This window comes from Pseudomonas sp. DSP3-2-3, from assembly GCF_049898225.1.
In the GTDB taxonomy this organism is placed as follows: Bacteria; Pseudomonadota; Gammaproteobacteria; order Pseudomonadales; family Pseudomonadaceae; genus Aquipseudomonas.
In genome coordinates, this window is sequence record NZ_JAFCXH010000053.1 from 1 (window position 1) to 23,629 (window position 23,629).

Below are 23,629 nucleotides of genomic sequence, written 5' to 3' on the forward strand. Positions count from 1 at the left end.
CCCAATGTTGGCCAGAAGCCGATGATGCTTCCTCGAATAGGCCTTATACATAGATGCAACCGGGTAGCAGCGTTCAAAAGCAGGTTGAAAGTGTGGGCGAGTCCATACATAGGAGCGAGCTTGTGTGGGAGCGAGCTTGCTCGCGAAGCGCTATTCCTGTTAACGCAGGCGCCATGCCTCGCCAACAAGTTTGCTCCTACACAAATATCGTTCCAATTGTTTACCGCTGCTCACTCTGCGGCGTCACGCGCAGCACTTCTTCAAGCGTAGTCAGCCCGGCCGAGACTTTTTGCGCGCCGGACAGCCGCAGGCTGCGCATGCCTTCCTTGAATGCCTGGCGACGCATCGCCGTGAGGTCCAGGTCAGCGCTGATCAGCGCCCGCACGTTATCCGACATCAACATGATTTCGTACACCCCCGCTCGACCGCGATAACCGGTATCGCGACATTCCACGCAACCCACGGCGCGGTGAGCGCCGCTGGGCACGGGCGCTTGCCAGGGGCGCGTGAGGGTTTGCCAGTCGGTTTCGTCCAGCGCAATCGGCGCCTTGCAGTGCGGGCACAAGGTGCGCACCAGACGCTGGGCCATGACACCCAGAATCGTCGCCTTGAGCAGGTAATGCGGCACGCCCAGTTCCAGCATCCGGCTGATGGCGCTGGGTGCGTCATTGGTGTGCAAGGTGGAAAGCACGAGGTGACCGGTCAGCGCCGCCTGGATCGCCATTTCGGCTGTCTCCAGGTCGCGAATTTCGCCGATCATGATGATATCCGGATCCTGCCGCATCAACGCGCGCACGCCGCTGGCAAACGTCAGGTCAATGTTGTGCTGCACCTGCATCTGATTGAAAGCCGGTTCGACCATTTCGATAGGATCTTCGATGGTGCACAGATTGACCTCTTCGGTCGCCAGCTTTTTCAGGGTGGTGTACAGCGTAGTGGTTTTGCCCGAACCGGTCGGCCCTGTCACCAGAATGATGCCGTTGGGCTGGCGCGTCATGCCCTCCCAGCGCCGCAGGTCATCGCTGGAAAACCCCAGCTGATCGAAATCCTTGAGCAGCACTTCCGGATCGAAGATCCGCATGACCATCTTTTCGCCAAACGCTGTAGGCAGCGTCGACAGCCGCAGTTCCACTTCGCCACCGTCGGGCGTCGTGGTCTTGACCCGGCCATCCTGGGGTTTGCGTTTCTCGGCAACGTTCATGCGGCCCAGGCTTTTCAGGCGGCTGACGATGGCCATGGTCACTTGCGCGGGAAATTGATAGACGTTGTGCAGCACGCCGTCGATGCGAAAGCGCACCGTGCCCTGCTCGCGACGCGGTTCGATATGAATGTCGCTGGCGCGCTGCTGAAACGCGTATTGAAACAACCAGTCAACGATATTGACGATATGCGCGTCGTTGGCGTCCGGTTCCTGATCGCTGGCGCCCAGCTTGAGCAACTGCTCGAAATTGCCCATGTTGCTGATTTTTTGATCAACCGCCGTGGCGCCGCTCACCGATTTCGCCAAGCGGAAAAATTCCACCGCCACACGCTGGATATCCACCGGGTTGGCGACCACACGCTTGATCGGCAGCTTCAGGACATGCGCCAGATCGGCTTCCCAGGCATTCACATAAGGCTGCGCGCTGGCGATGGTCACCGAATCCCGGTCCACGGCGACAGCGAGAATCTTGTGGCGCTGGGCGAAGGCGTACGACATCAGCGGCGTCACGGCTGCGACGTTGATCTTCAGCGGATCGATGCGCATATACGGCTGGCCGCTTTGCTGCGCGAGCCAGACCGACAGGGTTTCCAGATCCAGTTTGCGACCTGGACGCTTGAGATCATCAAGCTGCTGGGCAGCGATGAACTCCAGCGGATGCAACTGGATGTTCGCGGCAGTGCGCCGCAGGGTCAACGCATCTTCGGCGCTGCTCTGATCAATGAAGCCCTGGGCGACCAGATCGCGCAGCAGATCATTCAGATCCAGCCAGCGGTCCTGGTTTGATGAGGCGAGGACTGACATGCGGATTCCTTTGGACGATTCAGCTCATACGAGAAGCCAGAGTAGTCCCAAGCGTGCCAGTTGTTGCGTTCGCTGTCTGTTTAACCGTTGCGAAAATTTTCCATGCGGCTCAACCCGCCGCCAGGGAAACCGGCGAAGCCGTCGCGTGCGCTGGCGCGACCTGCTCAAGTTCAACCGAGCAGACGCTGATCAGGCTGCGCATTTTTTCGCCAATGACCTGCGCCCGGTGCCAGGTCAGCTGGTCGATCTGCACGTCCACCATCAGCAAATCGTCCTGACGCAACACGCTGACTTGTTGCGGGATCAGGTACTGCATGGCGAACAGGTTCAACAATCGGCACAGCGAGTCGGGCTCGGCTTCGACCAGGATCTGGTAGCGCACGCAGCATTGAGCATTGCTGGCCGACCAGGCGTCGGTGCGGTGCTGCGAGGTGGTAACGGCTTCGAGAGTGGGCATACGGGCCTCAGCGGTTAGCGGCATGAAATCGATGTGGGGAATTCTTGCACTGAGCAGTGGAAATATCTGACCTATGATCGATTGAAATAGGTTAATTTCGAATTGTTAATGCGCCAACGCCTCATATAGAGAAATTGTTATGCAAACTGAACTGGACGCCTACGACCGCAAGATACTCGCGCTGCTGCAAGAGGACGCCTCGCTGTCCAGTGCGCAGATCGCCGAGCAGGTCGGATTGTCGCAATCGCCGTGCTGGCGGCGCATTCAGCGCCTCAAGGACGAAGGCGTGATTCGTCGCCAGGTGACGCTGCTGGATCGCAAGAAAATCGGCCTGAACACGCAGATCTTTGCCGAGGTCAAACTCAACGCTCACGGCCGTTCGAATTTCACGGAATTTACCGATGCCATTCGCGGTTTCCCGGAAGTGCTGGAGTGCTACGTGCTGATGGGCTCGGTGGACTTTCTGCTGCGCATCGTGACGCCGGATATCGAGGCGTACGAGCGCTTCTTCTTTGAAAAACTCTCGCTGGTGCCGGGAATACAGGAAGTGAACTCCACCGTGGCCCTGTCGGAAATCAAATCCACCACGAGTTTGCCGATGGGGTGAGCTGACGGGTTTTCACCACAGGCATCAATTTTGTGGGAGCAAGCTTGCTTGCGAAGGCGGTGTTTCAAATTTTGAGATCATTGCCTGCTGCCTGCCTCTTCGCGAGCAAGCTCGCTCCCACCATCGGTCTGGTGCTTGCCGCGCTTGAAGATTGATTTGGGCCATTGATTTTGCAGGCAAATAGCCATCTTGAAAGCTTCGCGTTGGCGGCAGGGATGGATCGTGGCACGATGACGCGGTTATCGACCGAGACTTTCTGACCATGCCGCAATCCACAGCCACGAATCTTTCCCTGATCGCCGCCATTGACCTGGGCTCGAACAGCTTTCACATGGTTGTCGCCAAAGCCAATATGGGCGAAATCCGCATTCTGGAACGCTTGGGTGAAAAGGTTCAGCTGGCGGCCGGGATCGACGAAGCGCGGCAGCTTTCCGAAGAGTCCATGCAGCGCGGTCTCGACTGCCTCAAGCGTTTCGCGCAGCTGATCAACGGCCTGCCGCCGGGCGCGGTGCGGATTGTCGGCACCAACGCCCTGCGCGAGGCCCGCAATCGTGGCGAATTCATTCGTCGTGCCGAAGAGATCCTGGGTCATCCTGTCGAGGTGATCTCAGGTCGTGAAGAAGCGCGCCTGATCTACCTGGGGGTTTCCCATACCCTGGCCGACACGCCGGGCAAACGCCTGGTCGCCGACATCGGCGGCGGCAGCACCGAATTCATCATTGGCCAGCGTTTCGAACCGCTGCTGCGTGAAAGCCTGCAAATGGGCTGCGTGAGTTTTACCCAGCGCTACTTCAAGGACGGCAAGATCACCCCGGCTCGCTACGCTCAGGCCTACACTGCCGCGCGTCTGGAAATCATGAGCATCGAGCACGCGCTGCATCGGCTGAAGTGGGATGAAGCGATCGGCTCGTCCGGCACCATTCGCGCCATTGGTCTGGCACTCAAGGCCAACGGCCACGGCGCAGGCGAAGTCAACGCCGATGGTCTTGCGTGGCTCAAGCGCCGGATTTTCAAACTGGGCGATGTGGACAAAATCGACTTCGAAGGCATCAAGCCTGATCGCCGGGCGATTTTCCCGGCGGGGCTGGCGATTCTCGAAGCGATCTTCGATGCGTTGGAACTCAAGCGCATGGATCACTGTGAAGGCGCGCTGCGTGAAGGCGTGTTGTATGACCTCATGGGTCGCCATCATCACGAAGACGTGCGTGAGCGCACGCTGAGCTCGCTGATGGAGCGTTATCACGTCGATCTGGAACAGGCCGCTCGTGTCGAGCGCAAGGCGCTGCACGCGCTTGAGCAGGTCGCCAAGGCCTGGGATATGGAAGACGACATCTACAAAGAGCTGCTCAGCTGGGCCGCCAAGGTGCATGAAGTCGGGCTGGACATCGCCCACTATCACTACCACAAACACGGCGCTTACCTGATCGAGCACTCCGACCTGGCCGGTTTCTCACGCGAAGACCAGCAAATGCTCGCGCTGCTGGTGCGCGGTCATCGGCGGAACATTCCCAAGGACAAATTCGCCGACTTCGGCAATGAAGGCATCAAGCTGATTCGCCTGTGTGTGCTGCTGCGCTTTGCGATTCTGTTCCACCACATTCGTGGCACTCAAGAGATGCCGCAAGTGGTGCTCAATGCCAACGGTCAGCACCTGGATGTGCTGTTCCCGGATGGCTGGCTGGAAAACAACCAGCTGACCCAGGCCGACTTCGCGCTGGAAGCGGAGTGGCTGACCCGGGTCGGCATCGACTTCAGCGTACGCTGAGGACCGGGTTGCTCAGGCGGTCCAGCAGGGTCGCCTGGGCACTGCGAGCGTTCTGGTTGCCGGTCGGCGAGCTGCGCACGTAACGCCCGTCAGACTGCAACAGCCAGCTGTGGGTGTTGTCGGTCAGATAAGACTCCAGTTCCTTCTTCACCCGCAGGATCAACTTCTTGCCTTCCACCGGGAAGCAGGTCTCGACGCGCTTGTCGAGGTTGCGCTCCATCCAGTCGGCACTGGACAGGAACATCTGCTCTTCGCCGCCATTAAGGAAGTAGAACACCCGCGTGTGCTCCAGGAAGCGACCGATGATCGAACGCACCTGAATGTTATGCGACACGCCGACAATGCCCGGGCGCAGGCAGCACATGCCGCGCACCACCAGATCGATACGCACGCCGGACTGGCTGGCCTTGTACAACGCGCGGATGATCTTCGGATCGGTCAGCGAGTTGAACTTGGCGATGATGTGCGCCGGTTTGCCTTCAATAGCAAACTGGGTTTCCCGGGCAATCATGTCGAGCATGCCCTTCTTCAGCGTGAACGGCGCATGGAGCAGCTTCTTCATGCGCAAGGTCTTGCCCATGCCAATCAACTGGCTGAACAACTTGCCGACGTCTTCGCACAAGGCGTCGTCGGAAGTCAGCAGGCTGTAGTCGGTGTACAGCCGGGCGTTGCCGGCGTGATAGTTACCCGTACCCAAATGCGCATAACGCACGATCTCGCCGGCCTCGCGGCGCAGGATCAACATCATCTTGGCGTGGGTCTTGAACCCGACCACGCCGTAGATCACCACCGCGCCCGCTGCCTGCAGGCGGCTGGCCAGTTGCAGGTTGGATTCCTCGTCGAAGCGCGCCCGCAGTTCGATGACCACGGTGACTTCCTTGCCATTGCGGGCTGAGTCCACCAGCGCATCGACGATCTCGGAATTCGCCCCGCTGCGGTACAGCGTCTGGCGCACGGCCAGCACATGCGGGTCCTTGGCGGCCTGACGCAGCAGGTCGACCACCGGCGTAAACGACTCGAATGGGTGCAGCAGCAGAATGTCCTGCTTGCTGATCACGTTGAAAATGTTCTCGCTGTTCTGCAGCAGTTTGGGAATCGCTGGCGTGAACGGCAGGTATTGCAGCTCGGGATGGCTGTCCAGACCGGTAATGCTGAACAGACGCGTCAGGTTCACCGGGCCATTGACCTGATACAGCTCGGATTCGGCCAGGTTGAACTGCTTGAGCAGGTAATCGGACAGATGTTTCGGGCAGGTATCGGCCACTTCCAGGCGCACGGCATCGCCGTAACGACGGGAGAACAGCTCGCCGCGCAGGGCGCGAGCCAGGTCTTCGACGTCCTCGGAGTCCAGCGCCAGATCGGCGTTGCGGGTCAGGCGGAACTGATAGCAACCCTTGACCTTCATGCCCTGGAACAGATCGTCCGCGTGGGCATGGATCATCGATGACAGGAACACAAAGTTGTCGCCGCTGCCGCCAACGTCTTCCGGCACCTTGATGACGCGCGGCAACAGGCGCGGCGCCGGAATGATCGCCAGGCCTGAGTCGCGACCGAAGGCATCAATACCTTCAAGCTCGACGATGAAGTTCAGGCTCTTGTTGACCAGCAACGGGAACGGGTGCGTCGGATCGAGGCCGATCGGCGTGATGATCGGCGCGATTTCGTCGCGGAAATAGCGACGCACCCAAGCCTTGATCTTGGCGTTCCAGTGCCGGCGACGAATGAAGCGGACCTGATGTTTTTCCAGTTCCGGCAACAGAATGTCATTGAGGATCGCGTACTGACGATCGACGTGCCCATGCACCAGCTCGCTGATGCGGGCAAGGGCCTGATGCGGTTGCAGACCGTCAGCACCCGCCTGTTCGCGAGCAAAGGTGATCTGCTTCTTGAGACCGGCGACACGAATTTCGAAGAACTCATCGAGGTTGCTGGAAAAGATCAGCAGGAATTTCAGCCGCTCCAGCAATGGATAAGATTCATCCAGTGCCTGCTCCAACACGCGAATGTTGAACTGCAACTGCGACAGCTCGCGGTGGATATACAGGCTGCTGTCGTCCAGGTTGGGCACGACAATGGCTGGTAACGCCGGCTGTGGCGCTTCGACCACCGCCGGTACGACCTCGATGCTTGGCTCGACCACGGGCAGAGCCTCTGGAACAGTGACATCAACAGTGGCTTCGGTGAGTCCTTCGGTATTCATGTGTGATCCTGTGAAGTTATTGCCCTTTTAACAGTTGAGCAGCACGGACGGCGAAATAGGTGAGGATGCCGTCAGCACCTGCGCGTTTGAAAGCCGTGAGGGATTCCAGAATCACCCCTTCACTGAGCCAGCCATTCTGAATGGCGGCCATGTGCATCGCGTACTCGCCACTGACCTGATACACAAAGGTCGGCACCTTGAACTCATCCTTGACCCGGTAAAGGATGTCCAGATAAGGCATGCCCGGCTTGACCATCACCATGTCCGCGCCTTCAGCCAGGTCGGCGGCCACTTCGTGCAGCGCTTCGTTGCTGTTGGCCGGGTCCATTTGATAAGACGACTTGTTGGCCTTGCCCAGATTTAACGACGAACCTACCGCATCGCGGAACGGGCCGTAGTAGGCGCTGGCGTACTTGGCCGAATAAGCCATGATCCGCACATTGACGTGATCGGCCAGTTCCAGTGCTTCGCGGATGGCCTGAATTCGACCGTCCATCATGTCGGAAGGTGCCACAACCTGGGCGCCTGCAGCGGCATGAGACAGCGCTTGCTTGACCAGCGCATCGACGGTGATGTCGTTCTGCACATAGCCGTTTTCGTCGAGAATGCCGTCCTGACCGTGGGTCGTGAACGGATCGAGCGCTACGTCAGTGATGACGCCCAGCTCGGGGAAGCGGTCACGCAAGGCACGCGTGGCGCGCTGAGCGATGCCGTCCGGATTCCAGGCTTCGGCGCCGTCCAGGGATTTCTTTTCAGGCGGCGTGACCGGGAACAGCGCCAGCGCCGGAATCCCCAGCGCGACCCAGTTCTGCGCTTCTTTAAGCAGCAGATCAATACTCAGACGCTCGACGCCAGGCATCGATGCGATGGTTTCGCGACGGTTTTCACCATCGAGAACAAAAACGGGGAGGATCAGGTCATCGACGGTCAAAACATTTTCGCGGACCAGCCGACGAGAAAAATCGTCGCGACGATTGCGGCGCAGGCGAGTGAGAGGAAACAGGCGATTAGCGGGGGTAAAGCTCACGGCGAGACTCCTGAGCCCGCATACACGGGCAAGCGTGACAGTTATAAGCCGCCATTATGACCAATGTGTGACGGTCGTGGGTCAGCATGCGACTTGAGGCCGCAGCCGGGCCATGAACATTGTCCGTGCAGGAAACTTTAACGTCGAGACACATATCCCTACTTTCCTGAATGTCTTGGGCGAGTTAGGCTGCGCGTTCATTTCGCCAGCATCCAGATAATGCTCCAACATTTCTTGCAGGAATTTGGCTACTTTGCCCTCTTTCTCGGCACCTTCTTTGAAGGCGAGACCATTCTGGTTCTTGCCGGATTCCTTGCGTTCCGCGGATACATGGACATCAACCTGGTCGTGGTCGTAGCGTTCTTCGGGAGCTACGCCGGTGATCAGCTCTGGTATTTCATGGGGCGCAAGCACGGCCGCAAATTGCTGGCGCGCAAGCCCCGATGGCAACTGATGGGCGACAAGGCGCTGGAGCATATTCGCCGGCACCCGGATATCTGGGTGCTGAGCTTCCGCTTTGTCTACGGTTTGCGCACGGTCATGCCGGTGGCGATTGGCCTGTCCGGTTATCCGCCAGGCCGTTATCTGTTGCTCAACGGCATTGGTGCGGCGGTCTGGGCCGCTGCACTGGGCGCTGCGGCCTATCACTTCGGCGCGGTACTGGAAGGCTTGCTGGGCAACGTCAAACGCTACGAGCTCTGGGTGCTCGGCGCGCTGTTGCTGATTGGCGTCGCACTCTGGATCCGCAGACGGATCAAGAACGCCCGCATCGCCAGGGAAGAAGCGGCCGCCAAGCTGATCGAACCGCTGGCCACCGACACGCCTGCCGAAGTCACGGTCGAGATCAAGAAAACCGCTGACGAATAAACTTCTCGTGTGCGCACTGCACCTACGTATTGCGCACACGAGCAAGCATGAACACCGCCCCATTCCCGCCATTGCAATCCATCATCGATTGAATCCCTGTCGCCCACCCTTGTCACAAGCACTGAACTCCTCGCTATAGTTATGAACCACGTATTCAAGGTTCCGAGCAGGCAAGTTCATGAGCCGTTGACCCCAAGGGAGTGCCTGGCATGCAAAAAAAAGTCGCCGTGATTCTGTCCGGCTGTGGCGTCTATGACGGCGCGGAAATCCACGAAAGCGTCCTCACGCTGCTGCGCCTCGACCAGCGCGGCGCGCTCGTGCAGTGCTTTGCGCCGAACATCGCGCAGCATCATGTGATCAATCACCTGACCGGCGAAGAAATGCCCGAAACCCGCAACGTGCTGGTTGAGTCGGCGCGCATCGCCCGTGGCGCCATCGAAGACATCCGCGAAGCAGACGTGACGCAATTCGACGCGCTGATCATTCCCGGTGGTTTCGGCGCAGCAAAGAACCTGTCGAACTTCGCCACGGCGGGCGCCGACTGCAAAGTCCAGGCGGAAGTCCTGGCGCTGGCGGAAGCCTTCGCTGAGGCGGGCAAGCCGGTCGGCCTGATCTGTATTTCCCCCGCGCTGGCGGCAAAAATCTACGGCCCGGGCGTGACCTGCACCATCGGCAACGACGCTGAAACAGCTCAGGCCATCACCAGGATGAAAGGCGAACACCGGGATTGCGAAGTCACCGAAATCGTCGAAGACACTGCGCGCAAACTGGTCAGCACTCCGGCCTACATGGTTGCCAAATCCATCGGCGAAGCGGCATCCGGGATCAACAAGCTGGTGGATCGGGTGTTGGAGTTGACGCACGAGGAGTGAGAGGAGTGATTCGCCGGGAGTTCCCAGCCATTAACGCGTAAGACGAGTCAAAATCCGGTCCAGCGAGTTGGCGAACGCCTGTTTTTCCCGGTCGCCGTACGGTGGCGGGCCGCCGCCCATTTGCCCTTGATCACGCAGGTCAGTGAACAGGTTGCGCACCGCCAGGCGGTCGCCCATGTTTTGCGCATCGAATTCCTTGCCACGCGGATCGAGGGCGGCGACGCCTTTCTTGACCAGCCGATCGGCCAGCGGCACATCGCTGCAAATCACCAGTTCGCCGGGCACCGCATGCTCGACCAGATAATCATCCGCCGCATCCGGCCCGCTAGGCACTACGATCAGTTTGACCAGGCTGTAAGTCGGCTTGATCTGACTCTGTCCCGCCACCAGCACCACCTCGAACTGACGCTTCAAGGCGAACTTGATGACTTGGTCCTTGGCCGGCTTGGGGCAAGCGTCAGCATCGATCCAGACGCGCATGGGGGTTTCCTGTCAGCAGTTGTCGATTTACGTGGGAGCGAGCTTGCTCGCGAAAAGGCAGGCGAGTCCGACACAAATCTCTAGTGCCTGAAACACCGCCTTCGCAAGCAAGCTTGCTCCCACACGTTTTGTGCCACCCCAAAGAGTGGTTGGTGTGCTGAACGCTCTACGCCACCTGCGTCCGGCGCTTCTCCGCCAGCCAGCTGCGGCCATACAACACTGCAATCGCAATCAGGGCAATAAGCTGGGCGCTCAGCGAGTAAGCGTCGGCATGAATCCCCAGCCAGTCGAACTCGAAGAACGGCACTGGGCGTGTGCCGAAAATGCCGGCTTCTTGCAGCGCTTTGACGCCATGTCCGGCGAACACCACCGAAAGTGCGCAAAGCAACGCCGCGTTGATGCCGAAGAACAGCGCCAATGGCAATTTCGCCGAGCCGCGCAGGATGATCCACGCCAGGCCGACCAACAACACCAGCGCTGTCGCGCCACCGGCCAATACCGCGTTATGGCCTGAAGGACCTGCCTGCAACCACAGGGTTTCGTAAAACAGGATCACTTCGAACAGTTCGCGATAGACCGAAAAGAATGCCAGGATCGCAAAACCGAAGCGCCCGCCGCCGCCCACCAGACTGCTCTTGATGTAATCCTGCCACGCCGCCGCATGGCGACGATCATGCATCCACACGCCGAGCCACAGCACCATCACGCTGGCGAACAGCGCGGTCGCGCCTTCGAGCAATTCGCGCTGGGCACCGCTGACGTCAATCACGTAAGCCGCAAGCGCCCAGGTTCCGAGCCCGGCCAGCAAGGCCAGCGCCCAACCGATATTGACGCTGCGCACCGCCGATTCCTGGCCGGTATTGCGCAGGAACGCGAGGATCGCGGCCAGCACCAGAATCGCTTCCAGGCCTTCACGCAGCAGAATCAACAAGCCGGAAATGTAACTCAGGGATGTGCTCAAGCCATCACTGCCCAGCAAACCCGCAGATTCCTTGAGCTTGCCTTTGGCGAACTCCAGCTTCTGCTCGGCTTGCGCCACCGGTAGACCGTCCTGCAACGACTGGCGGTAAGCCATCAGGGCTTTTTCGGTGTCCTTGCGCACGTTGGCATCGACGTTATCCAGCGAACTTTCAACCAGTTCAAAGCCTTCCAGATACGCGGCTACCGACAAATCGTAAGCCTGTTCACGATCACCCGCGCGATACGCCGCGAGGCTCTTGTCCAGGGTCTGGCTGGTGTAATCGAGCAACTGCGCCGGACCACGTTGTACCTGTGGCGGCTGGGCGCGCTGGGCGCGGAAGGTTGCGGCGGCGGGTGCGCCTTCGGCAGTGCTGACCTCGGCTGGTGTCTGCCGCGCCAGATCGGCAAGGTTGTAGGTCTTGCCCGACGCCGCGCCCGGCTGGGCGCTGAAACCGGCGATGTACGTCGCCACGTCCCAACGCTGGCGGTCGTCGAGCTGATCGGCGAAGGCCGGCATATCGGTTCCCGAAACGCCCAGGCCTAACGTGTTGTAGATGTCGTAAAGACTCAGGCGATCAAGGCGGGCCGCGTCGCGCAGATTGGCCGGTGGCGGTTCCAGGCCGATTCCGGCCGGACCATCTCCTGCGCCTGCGTCGCCGTGGCAAACCGAACAGTGCTGCGCGTACAGCGGTGCGCCGCGTGCCGGGTCCGGCGTGATCACCGGCGCCTGGCTGACTTCATAAGCCACCGCCAGTTTTGCGCCCAATTGCCGCGCCTGACGCGCAACCGCAGCGCCGTCCTGCTTTTTCGCAACCGCGTCGGCGAGGCTGGCGACGCCTTTTTCAAGCTCGCCGCGCTCCGCCCGTTGTGGCAGGGCAACTACAAGACCCTGCAAAACCCCCAGAAACTCCACTTGTTCACGATATTCGGATGCATCGACAACCTTGCCATCGGCCACGGTGGCCGGGTAATCCGCGCCGATGTAATCGAGCAAATGCAACGCCTGCGCTGCGCCATCGGTGGCGTCGGCCAACAGGTTGAAACTGCAGACGGTCAACACAGGCAGCATCAACCAGGCCAGAAAACGGGAGCGCAAGGGCATCGGTGAATCTCAATAAGAATGCGTGGTATTACATTGTTCACTTACAGGGGCCGCTACTCAAGGCTTTGGCCGAAGTTTGTTACTGAATATTGCAAAATCAGGCGATCAGAGAATGTGACGTAGGCAATTACTTCCTACAGGCCGAAACGCGTCCTACGTCATTTGAGGCTTTTTCTGACTCCATTTTTCATCCGGCCTTTGAATAATCGGTGGCGACACTTTTCGCGCCTTTTCGTCAGCGCGAGCAGAGACCAGTAGATGAACAATTTGCCATCGCCGTCCCCAAGATCACTCGTCGTATTGCTCCGCGAGAGCTTCAGCGGTGATGAAAAGATGCATCACTATCGCTGTGAATTCGGCCACGAATGGTCGGCCCCGGCCTTGTTCGGCAATCGTGGCAACTGGTGCCGCCTGTGCTGCCACCAGACGCGCTCACTTTCCCTGGACGATGCCCACAAACACGCGCAGGAACGGGGCGGTAAATGCCTGGCGACCCACTACAGCAACTCGTTGATAAAACTCCCCTGGGAATGCCGCGAAGGGCATACCTGGGAACAAAGCCTGAGTCAGACCCGCGCCGGGGATTGGTGCCGGATTTGCCGAAAGGCTGAACGCAGCGCGCTGCTCAAATCCATGGAAGACCAGAACCCGGCGATCGATACCGGCGACCAGCCGATGAAACCCGGTCGCCGGCCGACTTCGACAACGAATTTACGTCGACGGGGATGTAAACCATGAGAGACGAAGGTGGGTCCGTCCGAGCTGGCTAGACGCAGATACTTTGCCTACAACTATGCCGGAAACGTCTGGTTTCACCTTTTTCAGGCGATGAGTAACATTCGTGCTCCGGCAGCCGCTCGTAGAGCGCTACCGCTGATCAAGTCCTGGTGCGAGATATGGAACTTATTGCAGAATTTGTAACAGTGGTCACACGGTGTGGATGTCAAATCGCTACTTCAGCGTTTACAATCCCGCGCCCTCTCTTCTCGCCGACGCCTTTTCAGCGCGCGGAAGAAGGCCCATCGAGCAGTGCAGCTGCTCATTAAAACGGACTTGAATAGCGCGACGCCTTTGGCCTGCTATCGAATTTCAGGGATTGAACGCTCTATGTCCTCTCGTGCCTTGACCGCAATTACGCTGATTGCTGCCGTCCAATTGGCGGGCTGTTCGGCCTTTCGCAGCTACGACAACGAACTCAAGGAAACCAACCAGAACCTGGTCAGCGGCAACGTTGATGGGGCGTTGGTCATTCTTGAGAAGAACAACACCAGCGCTGACAAGGACCTGCTCTATTACTTCGAGAAGGGTGAGTTGCTGCGCGCCAAGGGCGATCTCGCTGGCAGCCAGACCGCATGGCGAGCCGCAGATCTGGTGGTCTACAAGTGGGAAGAGTCGGTCAAGCTCGACACCGAGAAATACCTGGCGCAGTTCGGCAGTTTCCTGGTCAACGACAAGGTCCGTCGTTACGAAGGCTATGACTACGAAAAGGTCATGCTGACCACGCAGATGGCGCTGAACCTGCTGGCAAAAAACGACTTTGAAGGCGCTCGCACCGAGATCAAGAAGACTCACGAGCGTGAAGCCGTGATCGCCGATCTGCGCGACAAGGAATACCTCAAGAGTGAGCAGGAAGCCGAAAGCAAAGGCGTGAAGACCGAATTCACCGTCCTGAAAGGTTATCCGGTTGCGTCTCTGGATGCGCCGGAAGTCGTCGGCCTGAAAAATAGCTACCAGAGCGCGTTCAGCCATTACCTGTCGGGCTTCGTTTATGAAGCGCTGGGTGAAAAAGGTCTGGCGGCGCCGGGTTATCGCAAGGCTGCCGAGCTGCGTCCGAACACGCCGCTGCTCAAGGAAGCTCTGCTCAAACTCGACGATGCGCAAAGCAAGGACGGCTACAGCGAGGTCCTGATCGTGGTGCAAAGCGGCTTTGCCCCGGCGCGCGACTCGATACGCATCCCGCTGCCGTTGCCAATCAGTGGCAATCTGGTGATTACGCCGCTGTCGTTCCCGGTGATCAAACCGGACACCTCGACCGCTGTGTTCTCGCAGATCGGTCTCGACGGCCAGCAGATCAACCTGACCAAGCTCAACAGCACCACCGACATGTCGCGCCGCGCCCTGCGTGACGACATGCCGGGCATCATTTTGCGCACCACGGTCCGCGCGGTGACCCGTGGTGTGGCGCAGAAGCAGCTTAATGACGTGAATCCGCTGGCCGGTCTGGCCGTGGGCATTGCCTCGGCTATCACCGAGGGCGCCGACACCCGCACCTGGCGCACCTTGCCGGACAACACGCTGGTTGCGCGCCTGCGTCTGCCGCAAGGCGTCCATCAAGTGGTATTGCCTTCGTCCACGGGCGGCACTCACGTGCAGGTCAAGGTCGACCAGCGTTATCAGGTGATTGCCCTGCGCGCCGTTGGCAATCAGGTGTTCGCTGACGGGCTGGCCGCCAATGTCACGCCGTCCCAGCCACAAGCGTTGGCCACAACCAAACAACCCTGATCGGAGACACTCCATGCGTATCAAGATTTTCGGCGTGCTGGCGCTGGCCCTGCTTGCCGGATGCGCGACCCCGCCACCACCTGCTCCCGGCAGTGCCGCGAGCAAAGTTGTCGCCATGGGTGAGATGAAGAACATCGAAGTGGGCGCCATGCGTGTGGCCCGGGAAAACGGCTTTCTGACCGTCAACGTGCAGCTCAATAACACCAGCAGCCGCAACAAGCAGATGTATTACCGCTTCGCCTGGCTGGGCAACGACGGTTTCCCGGTTGCCGATGCCGAGGGCTGGAAAAGCCTGACGCTGTACGGCTCGCAGACCAGTTTCCTGCCCGCCATTGCGCCGGTGCCGAAGGCGACTGATTTTCGCCTCGAAGTGAAAACGCCTTGATCCACCCATTATTTTGCTCAGTTGAAGAGAACTCTCGCATGTTGTCGATTCGTCTTTGCTCCATCGCCGCCGTCGCCCTGCTGGCCACCGGTTGCGCCAACAACTCCCCGTCCCTGGGCAGCAAGAACATCAACTACGGCGATACCAAGGCCGTGGAAACCGTGACCAACGAATTCGGCTCGACCGATTTGCAGATGATCGCCGAGTCCATGACCCGCTCCCTGGCGCAGTCCGGCATCCTGCAAGGTCGCCCGGTGGTTCAGGTCTACGACGTGAAGAACAAGACCAGCGAGTACATCGATACCCGCGAGATCACCACGTCGATCAAGACGCAGCTGATGAAATCCGGCACCGCCCGTTTCGCCAGTGACAACACCCAGATGCAGAGCCAGGTCGATCAGCTCAAGTTGCAAAACCAGAGTGGCCTGTACAAGCAATCGACGGTCAGCAAGACCGGCAACATGATCGCCGCCAAGTACCGCCTGGAAGGCTCGATCAGCTCCATCGTCAAGCGCAGCAGCGATTACAAGGACGTGTTCTACAAATTCAGCCTGCAATTGATCGACGTTGAAAGCGGTCTGGCCGAGTGGATGGACGAGAAAGAAATCCGCAAAACCACGGAGCGTTAAGCAATGCGTGCATGGATGGGCATCGTCGGCCTGATGTGCGCCTTTGGCGTACAAGCCGCGCCGAAAATCGCAGTGACGGATATGGCATTCCAGGAGCGTGTGGAGCATTACATCCACACGGTTTCGGCGCAGAGCAATGTGCGCATCAATGCCTACAGCGCCAGCGGATCGGCCAGTTACAACGAATACGAAGAGCGTTACAGCTACATCGAGCAGGGTGAGCTGCGCAAATTCAGCGGTGACATCAAGGGCGAGATTCTCAAGTCCGGCATGTTCCAGCTGGTGCAGGGCACGCCGTACACGGCCAAGTCCAAGGAAGACGTTTATGACGTCATCAAGCGCATCAAGAACGGTAACTTCAAGGGCGCGGACTACGTGCTGTTCGGCACGGTGTCGGATATCGACTTCCGCCAGGACATCAACGAGCTGGCCAACACTGACAGCCATTCTGCGGTGCTGGGTTTGACGCTGGTCAGCGACTTCAGCCTGATCAACACGCGCACCTTCGAAATCACCTCGGCCTTCACGGCCATGGGCGAAGGTCAGGACACCAAGCTGGTGAACGGTCGGGATATCAAGGTCACGCCCAATCGTGGTCGGGTCGTGCGGGATGTGTCCAAGTCGATTGGCATGGACGTCGCCCGCCAGCTGCGCGAGCAACTGCGTGGCGAAGTTGAATACACCGATCAGTCGATGCCGCAAAACAACCTGCCGCGCGATGAAGCGCCGCGGATTCTGCGCTGATTCAGGCTGCCGGTTGGCGAGCAATGCGCCCATGCAAATGGGCGCATTTGATCGTTACTTGATCAGGCGCCAGGTGAACGGATAGCGATAGGCCAGACCATCGTTGGCTTTCAAGCCGCCAATAATAGTCAGGACCAGCGCGCCAACACCCACCAGGACCAACAGCGGGAAGCCGATGATCACCACCATGAGCAACATGCAGATCATGGCGGCGATGGAAACGGTGATCTGAAAATTCAGCGCTTCCTTGCCCTGGGCATCGATGAACGGATCGGCTTCTTTCTTGATCTGCCAGATAATCAGCGGCCCCAACAGGTTGCCGAACGGGAAGATCAAGCCGAAGAACGCAGCAAAGTGACAGAACATCGCCCACTGGCGAATCTCTGAGCTGGGTTTCGGAAGCGGTAGCTGGCTGTCACTCATGTGCGATCCCTCGGGTTTGTCGATCAGTCGGCCAATGCAGCGGTTTGCAGTGCGAACAGTTCAGCTATGCCTTTCTGTGCCAGAGCCAGCATCGCGTTCAGCTCTTCGGGCTGGAACGGCGCGCCTTCAGCGGTGCCCTGGACTTCAATGAAACCGCCCGCACTGGTCATGACCACGTTGAGGTCAGTCTCGGCTGCGGAATCTTCAAGGTAGTCCAGGTCGAGCACAGGCTCGCCCTGATACATGCCTACCGAAACGGCTGCGATCATTTGCTTGAGTGGGTCGCCGCCTTTGAGGCCGCCGCGTTTCTTTATCACTTTCAAGGCGTCGGCCAGGGCAACCATGGCGCCGGTGATGGACGCTGTACGCGTGCCGCCGTCAGCCTGGATCACGTCGCAATCGACATACAGGGTCACGTCACCCAGCTTGGACATGTCCAGCGCAGCGCGCAGCGAGCGACCGATCAGGCGCTGGATTTCCAGAGTGCGACCGCCTTGCTTGCCGCGACTGGCTTCACGCTGGTTACGCTCGCCAGTGGCGCGCGGCAGCATGCCGTATTCAGCGGTCAACCAACCCTGGCCCTGACCTTTGAGGAAGCGCGGTACGCCGCTCTCGACGCTGACGGTGCAAATCACTTTGGTATCACCAAACTCGACCAGTACAGAACCCTCGGCGTGTTTGGTGTAGTTGCGGGTGATGCGGATCGAGCGGAGCTGATCGGCGGCGCGACCACTTGGACGTTTCATTGGGAATACCTGTACTAAGACGGAAAACTGCCGAGCATTATAGAGGCGACAGTCGAGACTGGGCACATCTAAAACTCAGGTGAGGCCGATCCAGTCGACTGGCAGGCTCTGGAACGGGTGTTTGCAGGGGTTGATGACGCAGCGCGCGACACCATGCATCGCTTGTCGCATTCGCGGATTGGGAGCATCCGTCGCACTGCGCTACAATCCTGCGCCTTTACAGCCTCTCGACTTTTCGTGACATCTTTTGGTCACTGGCCGAAACAGTGCGCTGTTCACCGGATTTACAGAGGTGTTTGCCATGGTCCACAGCATGACGGCTTTTGCCCGGGTCGAACGGGCCGGGGCTCAGGGCACACTGAGTTGGGAGCTGCGCTCGGTCAATCATCGTTATCTGGAGCCGCATCTGCGCCTGCCAGAGTCTTTCCGTGATCTGGAAAGCGCGATCCGCGAGGCGCTGCGTCAGGGGCTTTCCCGAGGCAAAGTGGAATGCACCCTTCGCTTCGTCGAAGAAACCGCCGGCAAACCGCTGCAGGTTGATCGCGAGCGCGCCGCTCAGTTGGTGGCTGCCGCAGAAATCGTCGCCAGCCTCATCCAGCAGCCCGCGCCGCTCAATCCTTTGGAAGTGCTGGCCTGGCCCGGCGTTCTGGTGGGCGACGCCAGCGATCCGCAGGCACTTAATAATGAAGCATTGGCGCTGTTCAATGAGGCACTGACCGAGCTGAAAAACGGCCGGGGTCGCGAAGGCGCCGATCTGGCCAAGCTGCTCAATGAGCGCCTGGACTCGATCACCAGCGAAGTCGCAACCCTGAAAACCCTGGTGCCGCAGATGCTCGCGGCCCAGCGCCAGAAGGTTCTGGATCGTTTCGCCGATATGAAGGCCGAGCTTGATCCGCAGCGTCTGGAGCAGGAAATGGTCCTGCTGGCGCAGAAAAGCGATGTCGCCGAGGAGCTTGATCGCCTCAGCACCCACGTCACCGAGGTCCGCCGCGTATTAAAAACTGGCGGGCAAGCCGGGCGACGCCTGGATTTCCTGATGCAAGAGCTCAACCGCGAAGCCAATACATTGGGCTCCAAAGCCTTCGACCCGCGCAGCACGCAAGCGGCGGTCAACCTCAAAGTGTTGATCGAGCAAATGCGCGAACAAGTGCAGAATATTGAGTAAGGCTAACCCTGACATGACCCACAGCACCGGCACCCTGTATATCGTTTCCGCGCCTTCCGGCGCGGGCAAGACCAGTCTGGTCAAGGCCCTGGTCGACGCCCAGCCGTCGATCCGCGTATCGGTCTCGCACACCACCCGCGCCATGCGTCCGGGCGAAGTGGATGGTGTGAACTATCACTTCGTTGATCGCGCCGAGTTCATGCGCATGATCGAACACAACGATTTCCTCGAACAGGCCGAGGTTTTTGGCAATCTGTACGGTACGTCGCAAAGCCATTTGCAGCAGACGCTGGACGAAGGTCATGACCTGATTCTGGAAATCGACTGGCAAGGCGCCGAGCAGGTTCGCGCGGCAATTCCCCAGGCGACGTCGATCTTCATTTTGCCGCCGACCCAGCAAGCATTGCGTCAGCGCCTGACCAATCGCGGTCAGGACAGCGATGAAATCATCGAGGGCCGCATGCGTGAAGCGGTCAGCGAGATGAGTCATTACAAGGATTATGACTACGTTGTGATCAATGACGATTTCGCCACCGCGCTGGAAGACCTGAAAGCGATTTTCCGCGCCAACCTGCTGACCCAGGCGCATCAGCAGCAGCGTTTCAGCCAGTTGCTCGCGCAATTGCTGGCCTGAATCCGGCAGGCGGCAAGCAGCGACTGGTCAGTTAAATCCGACCGCTCGCGGCTTGCTGCTTGAAGCTTAGGGCTTGCAGCTAGTAAACTCCGCAGTCCGCTCGCCCATCCGGGCATCGCGCATCCGCATTTGCTACGAGGAATACCCATGGCCCGCGTAACCGTTGAAGACTGCCTAGAACACGTGGATAACCGCTTTGAGCTGGTCATGCTCTCCACCAAGCGTGCCCGTCAACTGGCAACCGGCGGCAAAGAACCAAAGCTGGCCTGGGAAAACGACAAGCCCACCGTTATGGCCCTGCGTGAAATCGCAGCAGGCTTGATGAGCTACACCGTTATCGCCGAAGCTGAAATCGTTGAAGATGAACCATTGTTCGCAGCGTTTGAGGACGAGTCCAACGAGGCCGTCTAAGCCTATGCCGGGTCGACGTAGTACGGCGCAGGGTACAAGCCATTGGCAGGGGGTAACACCTTGCCGAGCATAGACGCCCTCGCCGAAAGACTGTCGACCTACCTCGGCAAGGAACAGGTCAATCTGGTCCGCCGAGCGTATTTCTACGCTGAACAAGCCCACGACGGCCAGCGCCGTCGCAGCGGTGAAGCCTACGTCACGCATCCTCTTGCAGTGGCCAATATCCTTGCTGACATGCACATGGATCATCAAAGCCTGATGGCTGCGATGCTGCATGACGTCATCGAAGACACCGGTATTGCCAAGGAAGCGCTCTGCGCCCAGTTTGGCGAAACCGTGGCCGAGCTGGTCGACGGGGTCAGCAAACTGACCCAGATGAACTTCGAGACCAAGGCCGAGGCCCAGGCCGAGAATTTCCAGAAAATGGCCATGGCCATGGCCCGCGACATTCGGGTGATTCTGGTCAAGCTCGCCGACCGGCTGCACAACATGCGCACCCTGGAAGTCCTTTCCGGTGAAAAGCGCCGTCGCATCGCCAAGGAAACCCTGGAAATCTATGCACCCATTGCCAATCGGCTGGGTATGCACAGCATTCGTATCGAATTCGAAGACCTGGGCTTCAAGGCCATGTACCCGATGCGTTCGTCACGCATTGGTCAGGCGGTCAAGCGCGCGCGTGGCAATCGCAAAGAGCTGGTCAACAAGATCGAAGAGTCCCTGAGCCATTGCCTGAAGGTTGACGAGATCGAAGGCGAAGTCAGCGGGCGGCAGAAACACCTGTATGGCATCTACAAGAAGATGCGCGGCAAGCGTCGCGCCTTCAATGAAATCATGGATGTCTACGCGTTCCGCATCATCGTCGACAAGGTCGACACCTGCTACCGCGTGCTCGGCGCTGTGCATAATTTGTACAAGCCGCTGCCCGGTCGCTTCAAGGATTACATCGCGATTCCCAAAGCCAACGGCTATCAGTCGCTGCATACGACGTTGTTCGGCATGCATGGCGTACCCATCGAAATCCAGATTCGTACACGCGAAATGGAAGAAATGGCCAACAACGGGATCGCCGCTCACTGGCTGTACAAGTCCTCGGACGACGAAGTGCCAAAAGGCACTCACGCCCGGGCTCGCCAATGGGTCAAAGGCGTGCTGGAAATGCAGCAGCGCGCTGGCAATTCGCTGGAATTCATCGAAAGCGTGAAGATCGACCTGTTCCCGGACGAGGTTTATGTCTTCACGCCCAAAGGCCGGATCATGGAGCTGCCCAAAGGCTCCACGGCGGTGGATTTTGCCTACGCGGTGCACACCGATGTGGGCAACAGCTGCATCGCCTGTCGGATCAATCGTCGTTTGGCGCCCTTGTCCGAACCGCTGCAAAGCGGCTCGACGGTCGAGATCGTCAGCGCGCCAGGTGCGCGGCCGAATCCGGCATGGCTGAATTTTGTCGTCACCGGCAAGGCCCGCACCCATATTCGCCATGCCCTCAAGCTGCAACGTCGCTCCGAGTCCATCAGCCTTGGCGAACGCTTGCTGAACAAGGTGTTGAACGGCTTCGAGAGCAGCCTGGAAAAAATCCCGGCCGAGCGTGTGCAGCTGGTTCTGGCGGAATACCGTGTCGAAGTCATCGAAGACCTGCTCGAAGACATCGGTCTGGGTAATCGCATGGCTTACGTGGTCGCGCGCCGCCTGTTGGGCGAAGGTGAGCAACTGCCGAGCACCGAAGGCCCGCTGGCGATTCGCGGCACTGAAGGGCTGGTGCTCAGCTACGCCAAGTGCTGCACACCGATCCCTGGCGACCCGATTGTCGGCCACTTGTCCGCAGGCAAGGGCATGGTTGTGCACCTGGACAACTGCCGCAATATCAGTGAAATCCGCCACAACCCGGAAAAATGTATCCAGCTTTCCTGGGCCAAGGACGTCACTGGCGAATTCAATGTCGAGCTGCGCGTCGAGCTGGAGCATCAGCGCGGCCTGATCGCGCTTCTGGCCAGCAGCGTCAACGCCGCCGACGGCAACATCGAAAAAATCAGCATGGATGAGCGCGATGGGCGCATCAGCGTGGTTCAGCTGGTGGTCAGCGTTCATGACCGTGTGCATCTGGCCCGCGTTATCAGAAAACTGCGCGCCTTGGCCGGGGTCATCCGCATTACCCGCATGCGTGCGTAGCCAACCATAATCAGGAGTTCTTCATGACCAAGACTGTTATCACCAGCGACAAGGCACCTGCGGCCATCGGCCCTTATTCTCAGGCCATCAAAGCTGGCAATACTGTCTACATGTCCGGGCAGATCCCGCTTGACCCGAAAACCATGGAGCTGGTCGAAGGCATCGAAGCCCAGGTCGTTCAGGTGTTTGAAAACCTGAAGTCGGTTGCCGAAGCAGCGGGCGGTTCGTTCAAGGACATCGTCAAACTCAATATTTTCCTGACTGATCTGGGCAACTTCGCCAAGGTCAACGAGATCATGGGCAAATATTTCGAGCAGCCGTACCCGGCGCGCGCAGCCATCGGCGTGGCGTCCCTGCCGCGCGGCTCGCAGGTCGAAATGGACGCGATTCTCGTCATCGAATAAATCCCCAGCGGGGTGCCACCGCCCCGCCGCACCTGAAAGGAAGGACTCTGTTATGCGCTTTGCGCTTGCCCTCTCGCTGGTTGCCGTTTTTTTGACCGGCTGTGCCAGCCACGCTGACCGCAATCCCGACGGTACCTGGATCAACCAGGCCGCCATCGACGCCGCCGTCAAGGGCGACAATCTCCGTCAGGCGCTACTCGCCAACGGTCCGAACCTTGAATGGCAAATCAACACCAAGGCCGGTCAGGCGCTGTATTCAAACGGGTTCGAAGTCGGCGAAGGCAAGATCGCCAGCGCCGCCGATGGCAAGCTGCGCATCGACTACTACAACTCCGTGGAAAACCTGCAGATCAAGGGCGATCAGCTGATTCAGGCCGCCAGCGAGTCGGGCCCGGAACAGCGTTTCCAGAAACCTGAGACTCCTGCGCCTGCAGGCGCCCCAGCGGGCAGCAGTTTTGAAAAAGCCCTGTACGGCGCTTATCTGGGCGGCAAATGGACCATCGTCAGTGGCGATGGCCAAGGCAGCTCCGTGCAGTTCATGCCGGATGGCAGCGTGCAGGGTCTTCCGGAAAACGATCGTTACGCGCTGTGTCTGGCGGGCGATTGTGCAGCGATGAGCGGCGAATACGACAGCATGTGGCTGGAAAAAGCCGAGCAAGGCAATGCGTGGATCTTCTCGCGCTCCGGCAAGCAGCTGGAGATTTTCCAGGCGGTGAACAACGCCGGTGCTGACCAGATGCCCGAGCTGCGTCCAGGCGCACGTCGCTGGTTGCTTGAGCGCAACTAGTCCTGTGGGAGATTCTGTGTTTGAGGGCAACCTACAGACGCCGCAGATGTGGTGTCTGCACCGACGCATTCCCGGATAAATCCGGTCCCACGGGATGAACCGCATTTCACCTGTGGGAGCGAGCTTGCTCGCGAAGGCCATTTCTACTGACGCTTTCGCGGGCATGCCTCGTTCCTATGTATGGACTCGCCCACACTTTCAACCTGCTTTTGAACGCTGCTACCCGGTTGCATCTATGTATAAGGCCTATTCGAGGAAGCATCATCGGCTTCTGGCCAACATTGGGTGAGC

At 59.1% G+C, this 23,629-nt stretch carries 23 protein-coding genes; 15 read left to right on the top strand and 8 right to left on the bottom strand.

Going from position 1 to position 23,629, the window contains the following annotated elements:
* Positions 1 to 220: 220 nt before the first annotated feature.
* Both ACP7E4_RS29425 and ACP7E4_RS29430 read right to left on the bottom strand, forming a co-directional pair.
* Positions 221 to 2,005 carry a GspE/PulE family protein gene (locus tag ACP7E4_RS29425; protein ID WP_426119689.1) on the bottom strand — a complete coding sequence of 595 codons (1,785 nt, stop codon included), beginning with the start codon at positions 2,003 to 2,005 and terminating at the stop codon, positions 221 to 223.
* 109 nt (positions 2,006 to 2,114) lie between these two features.
* Positions 2,115 to 2,462, bottom strand: coding sequence for a hypothetical protein (locus ACP7E4_RS29430; RefSeq protein WP_426119687.1), 348 nt, complete (start codon positions 2,460 to 2,462; stop codon positions 2,115 to 2,117).
* 139 nt (positions 2,463 to 2,601) lie between these two features.
* Between ACP7E4_RS29430 and ACP7E4_RS29435 the strand changes: the two genes are divergently transcribed.
* On the top strand, positions 2,602 to 3,069 hold the full coding sequence (locus tag ACP7E4_RS29435) for an Lrp/AsnC family transcriptional regulator (protein ID WP_020293305.1): 468 nt from the start codon (positions 2,602 to 2,604) through the stop codon (positions 3,067 to 3,069).
* A gap of 262 nt (positions 3,070 to 3,331) precedes the next feature.
* Positions 3,332 to 4,834 carry an exopolyphosphatase gene (gene ppx, locus ACP7E4_RS29440; RefSeq protein WP_426119685.1) on the top strand — a complete coding sequence of 501 codons (1,503 nt, stop codon included), beginning with the start codon at positions 3,332 to 3,334 and terminating at the stop codon, positions 4,832 to 4,834.
* Here the strand turns inward: ppx and ppk1 are convergent.
* Together ppk1 and hemB are read right to left on the bottom strand one after the other, a co-directional pair.
* Positions 4,821 to 7,034, bottom strand: coding sequence for a polyphosphate kinase 1 (gene ppk1 / locus ACP7E4_RS29445; RefSeq protein ID WP_426119684.1), 2,214 nt, complete (start codon positions 7,032 to 7,034; stop codon positions 4,821 to 4,823). The genes ppx and ppk1 overlap by 14 nt on opposite strands.
* 16 nt (positions 7,035 to 7,050) lie before the next feature.
* Entirely contained in the window at positions 7,051 to 8,061 is a 1,011-nt protein-coding gene (hemB, locus tag ACP7E4_RS29450; RefSeq protein ID WP_426119682.1) for a porphobilinogen synthase, read from the bottom strand.
* A gap of 216 nt (positions 8,062 to 8,277) precedes the next feature.
* Here hemB and ACP7E4_RS29455 point away from each other — a divergent pair, with 216 nt between their 5' ends.
* Positions 8,278 to 8,928, top strand: a complete 651-nt coding sequence (locus ACP7E4_RS29455) for a DedA family protein (protein ID WP_426119690.1) — start codon at positions 8,278 to 8,280, stop codon at positions 8,926 to 8,928.
* A 209-nt stretch (positions 8,929 to 9,137) separates the two neighbouring features.
* Positions 9,138 to 9,800: an isoprenoid biosynthesis glyoxalase ElbB gene (elbB, locus tag ACP7E4_RS29460; RefSeq protein WP_426119681.1), complete on the top strand. Its 663-nt coding sequence runs from the start codon at positions 9,138 to 9,140 to the stop codon at positions 9,798 to 9,800.
* 30 nt (positions 9,801 to 9,830) lie between these two features.
* Here the strand turns inward: elbB and ACP7E4_RS29465 are convergent, their stop codons facing one another.
* Positions 9,831 to 10,280, bottom strand: a complete 450-nt coding sequence (locus ACP7E4_RS29465; protein ID WP_065831772.1) for a YaiI/YqxD family protein — start codon at positions 10,278 to 10,280, stop codon at positions 9,831 to 9,833.
* A 166-nt stretch (positions 10,281 to 10,446) separates the two neighbouring features.
* Positions 10,447 to 12,342 (bottom strand): FTR1 family protein, encoded by a 1,896-nt coding sequence (locus ACP7E4_RS29470; protein ID WP_426119680.1) that lies wholly within the window; start codon positions 12,340 to 12,342, stop codon positions 10,447 to 10,449.
* Between the two features lie 333 nt (positions 12,343 to 12,675).
* Here ACP7E4_RS29470 and ACP7E4_RS29475 point away from each other — a divergent pair, with 333 nt between their 5' ends.
* The 5 genes from ACP7E4_RS29475 (at position 12,676) to ACP7E4_RS29495 (ending at position 16,602) form a co-directional block, all read left to right on the top strand.
* Positions 12,676 to 13,080, top strand: coding sequence for a hypothetical protein (locus ACP7E4_RS29475; RefSeq protein WP_426119678.1), 405 nt, complete (start codon positions 12,676 to 12,678; stop codon positions 13,078 to 13,080).
* A gap of 369 nt (positions 13,081 to 13,449) precedes the next feature.
* Complete coding sequence (locus ACP7E4_RS29480) at positions 13,450 to 14,844, top strand: COG3014 family protein (RefSeq protein ID WP_426119676.1); 1,395 nt, start codon at positions 13,450 to 13,452, stop codon at positions 14,842 to 14,844.
* A 13-nt stretch (positions 14,845 to 14,857) separates the two neighbouring features.
* On the top strand, positions 14,858 to 15,229 hold the full coding sequence (locus ACP7E4_RS29485) for a YcfL family protein (protein ID WP_426119674.1): 372 nt from the start codon (positions 14,858 to 14,860) through the stop codon (positions 15,227 to 15,229).
* Between the two features lie 38 nt (positions 15,230 to 15,267).
* Complete coding sequence (lpoB, locus tag ACP7E4_RS29490; protein WP_426119673.1) at positions 15,268 to 15,858, top strand: penicillin-binding protein activator LpoB; 591 nt, start codon at positions 15,268 to 15,270, stop codon at positions 15,856 to 15,858.
* A gap of 3 nt (positions 15,859 to 15,861) precedes the next feature.
* Positions 15,862 to 16,602, top strand: a complete 741-nt coding sequence (locus ACP7E4_RS29495; RefSeq protein WP_426119671.1) for a penicillin-binding protein activator LpoB — start codon at positions 15,862 to 15,864, stop codon at positions 16,600 to 16,602.
* Between the two features lie 54 nt (positions 16,603 to 16,656).
* Here ACP7E4_RS29495 and ACP7E4_RS29500 read toward each other — a convergent pair whose 3' ends face one another.
* Positions 16,657 to 17,025: a DUF4870 domain-containing protein gene (locus ACP7E4_RS29500; RefSeq protein ID WP_426119669.1), complete on the bottom strand. Its 369-nt coding sequence runs from the start codon at positions 17,023 to 17,025 to the stop codon at positions 16,657 to 16,659.
* A 23-nt stretch (positions 17,026 to 17,048) separates the two neighbouring features.
* Positions 17,049 to 17,771, bottom strand: coding sequence for a ribonuclease PH (gene rph, locus ACP7E4_RS29505; protein WP_331149050.1), 723 nt, complete (start codon positions 17,769 to 17,771; stop codon positions 17,049 to 17,051).
* A gap of 301 nt (positions 17,772 to 18,072) precedes the next feature.
* Here rph and ACP7E4_RS29510 point away from each other — a divergent pair, with 301 nt between their 5' ends.
* The 6 genes from ACP7E4_RS29510 (at position 18,073) to ACP7E4_RS29535 (ending at position 23,338) form a co-directional block, all read left to right on the top strand.
* Positions 18,073 to 18,936 carry a YicC/YloC family endoribonuclease gene (locus ACP7E4_RS29510; protein ID WP_426119668.1) on the top strand — a complete coding sequence of 288 codons (864 nt, stop codon included), beginning with the start codon at positions 18,073 to 18,075 and terminating at the stop codon, positions 18,934 to 18,936.
* Positions 18,937 to 18,949: 13 nt separating this feature from the next.
* Complete coding sequence (gene gmk, locus ACP7E4_RS29515; protein ID WP_426119666.1) at positions 18,950 to 19,570, top strand: guanylate kinase; 621 nt, start codon at positions 18,950 to 18,952, stop codon at positions 19,568 to 19,570.
* Positions 19,571 to 19,717: 147 nt separating this feature from the next.
* Positions 19,718 to 19,981, top strand: a complete 264-nt coding sequence (gene rpoZ, locus ACP7E4_RS29520) for a DNA-directed RNA polymerase subunit omega (protein WP_020293322.1) — start codon at positions 19,718 to 19,720, stop codon at positions 19,979 to 19,981.
* 60 nt (positions 19,982 to 20,041) lie between these two features.
* Positions 20,042 to 22,147 (top strand): bifunctional GTP diphosphokinase/guanosine-3',5'-bis pyrophosphate 3'-pyrophosphohydrolase, encoded by a 2,106-nt coding sequence (gene spoT, locus ACP7E4_RS29525; protein WP_426119664.1) that lies wholly within the window; start codon positions 20,042 to 20,044, stop codon positions 22,145 to 22,147.
* Between the two features lie 23 nt (positions 22,148 to 22,170).
* Positions 22,171 to 22,551: a RidA family protein gene (locus ACP7E4_RS29530; RefSeq protein WP_020293324.1), complete on the top strand. Its 381-nt coding sequence runs from the start codon at positions 22,171 to 22,173 to the stop codon at positions 22,549 to 22,551.
* Between the two features lie 52 nt (positions 22,552 to 22,603).
* Positions 22,604 to 23,338, top strand: coding sequence for a hypothetical protein (locus ACP7E4_RS29535; RefSeq protein ID WP_426119662.1), 735 nt, complete (start codon positions 22,604 to 22,606; stop codon positions 23,336 to 23,338).
* Positions 23,339 to 23,629: the final 291 nt, after the last annotated feature.

Bases quoted from the DNA above. Each gene is read 5' to 3' on its own strand.
- ACP7E4_RS29425 (WP_426119689.1), bottom strand. From the start codon at position 2,005: ATGTCAGTCCTCGCCTCATCAAACCAGGACCGCTGGCTGGATCTGAAT.
- ACP7E4_RS29430 (WP_426119687.1), bottom strand. From the start codon at position 2,462: ATGCCCACTCTCGAAGCCGTTACCACCTCGCAGCACCGCACCGACGCC.
- ACP7E4_RS29435 (WP_020293305.1), top strand. From the start codon at position 2,602: ATGCAAACTGAACTGGACGCCTACGACCGCAAGATACTCGCGCTGCTG.
- ppx (WP_426119685.1), top strand. From the start codon at position 3,332: ATGCCGCAATCCACAGCCACGAATCTTTCCCTGATCGCCGCCATTGAC.
- ppk1 (WP_426119684.1), bottom strand. From the start codon at position 7,034: ATGAATACCGAAGGACTCACCGAAGCCACTGTTGATGTCACTGTTCCA.
- elbB (WP_426119681.1), top strand. From the start codon at position 9,138: ATGCAAAAAAAAGTCGCCGTGATTCTGTCCGGCTGTGGCGTCTATGAC.
- ACP7E4_RS29465 (WP_065831772.1), bottom strand. From the start codon at position 10,280: ATGCGCGTCTGGATCGATGCTGACGCTTGCCCCAAGCCGGCCAAGGAC.
- ACP7E4_RS29470 (WP_426119680.1), bottom strand. From the start codon at position 12,342: ATGCCCTTGCGCTCCCGTTTTCTGGCCTGGTTGATGCTGCCTGTGTTG.
- ACP7E4_RS29475 (WP_426119678.1), top strand. From the start codon at position 12,676: ATGCATCACTATCGCTGTGAATTCGGCCACGAATGGTCGGCCCCGGCC.
- ACP7E4_RS29480 (WP_426119676.1), top strand. From the start codon at position 13,450: ATGTCCTCTCGTGCCTTGACCGCAATTACGCTGATTGCTGCCGTCCAA.
- ACP7E4_RS29485 (WP_426119674.1), top strand. From the start codon at position 14,858: ATGCGTATCAAGATTTTCGGCGTGCTGGCGCTGGCCCTGCTTGCCGGA.
- lpoB (WP_426119673.1), top strand. From the start codon at position 15,268: ATGTTGTCGATTCGTCTTTGCTCCATCGCCGCCGTCGCCCTGCTGGCC.
- ACP7E4_RS29495 (WP_426119671.1), top strand. From the start codon at position 15,862: ATGCGTGCATGGATGGGCATCGTCGGCCTGATGTGCGCCTTTGGCGTA.
- ACP7E4_RS29500 (WP_426119669.1), bottom strand. From the start codon at position 17,025: ATGAGTGACAGCCAGCTACCGCTTCCGAAACCCAGCTCAGAGATTCGC.
- rph (WP_331149050.1), bottom strand. From the start codon at position 17,771: ATGAAACGTCCAAGTGGTCGCGCCGCCGATCAGCTCCGCTCGATCCGC.
- ACP7E4_RS29510 (WP_426119668.1), top strand. From the start codon at position 18,073: ATGGTCCACAGCATGACGGCTTTTGCCCGGGTCGAACGGGCCGGGGCT.
- gmk (WP_426119666.1), top strand. From the start codon at position 18,950: ATGACCCACAGCACCGGCACCCTGTATATCGTTTCCGCGCCTTCCGGC.
- rpoZ (WP_020293322.1), top strand. From the start codon at position 19,718: ATGGCCCGCGTAACCGTTGAAGACTGCCTAGAACACGTGGATAACCGC.
- ACP7E4_RS29530 (WP_020293324.1), top strand. From the start codon at position 22,171: ATGACCAAGACTGTTATCACCAGCGACAAGGCACCTGCGGCCATCGGC.
- ACP7E4_RS29535 (WP_426119662.1), top strand. From the start codon at position 22,604: ATGCGCTTTGCGCTTGCCCTCTCGCTGGTTGCCGTTTTTTTGACCGGC.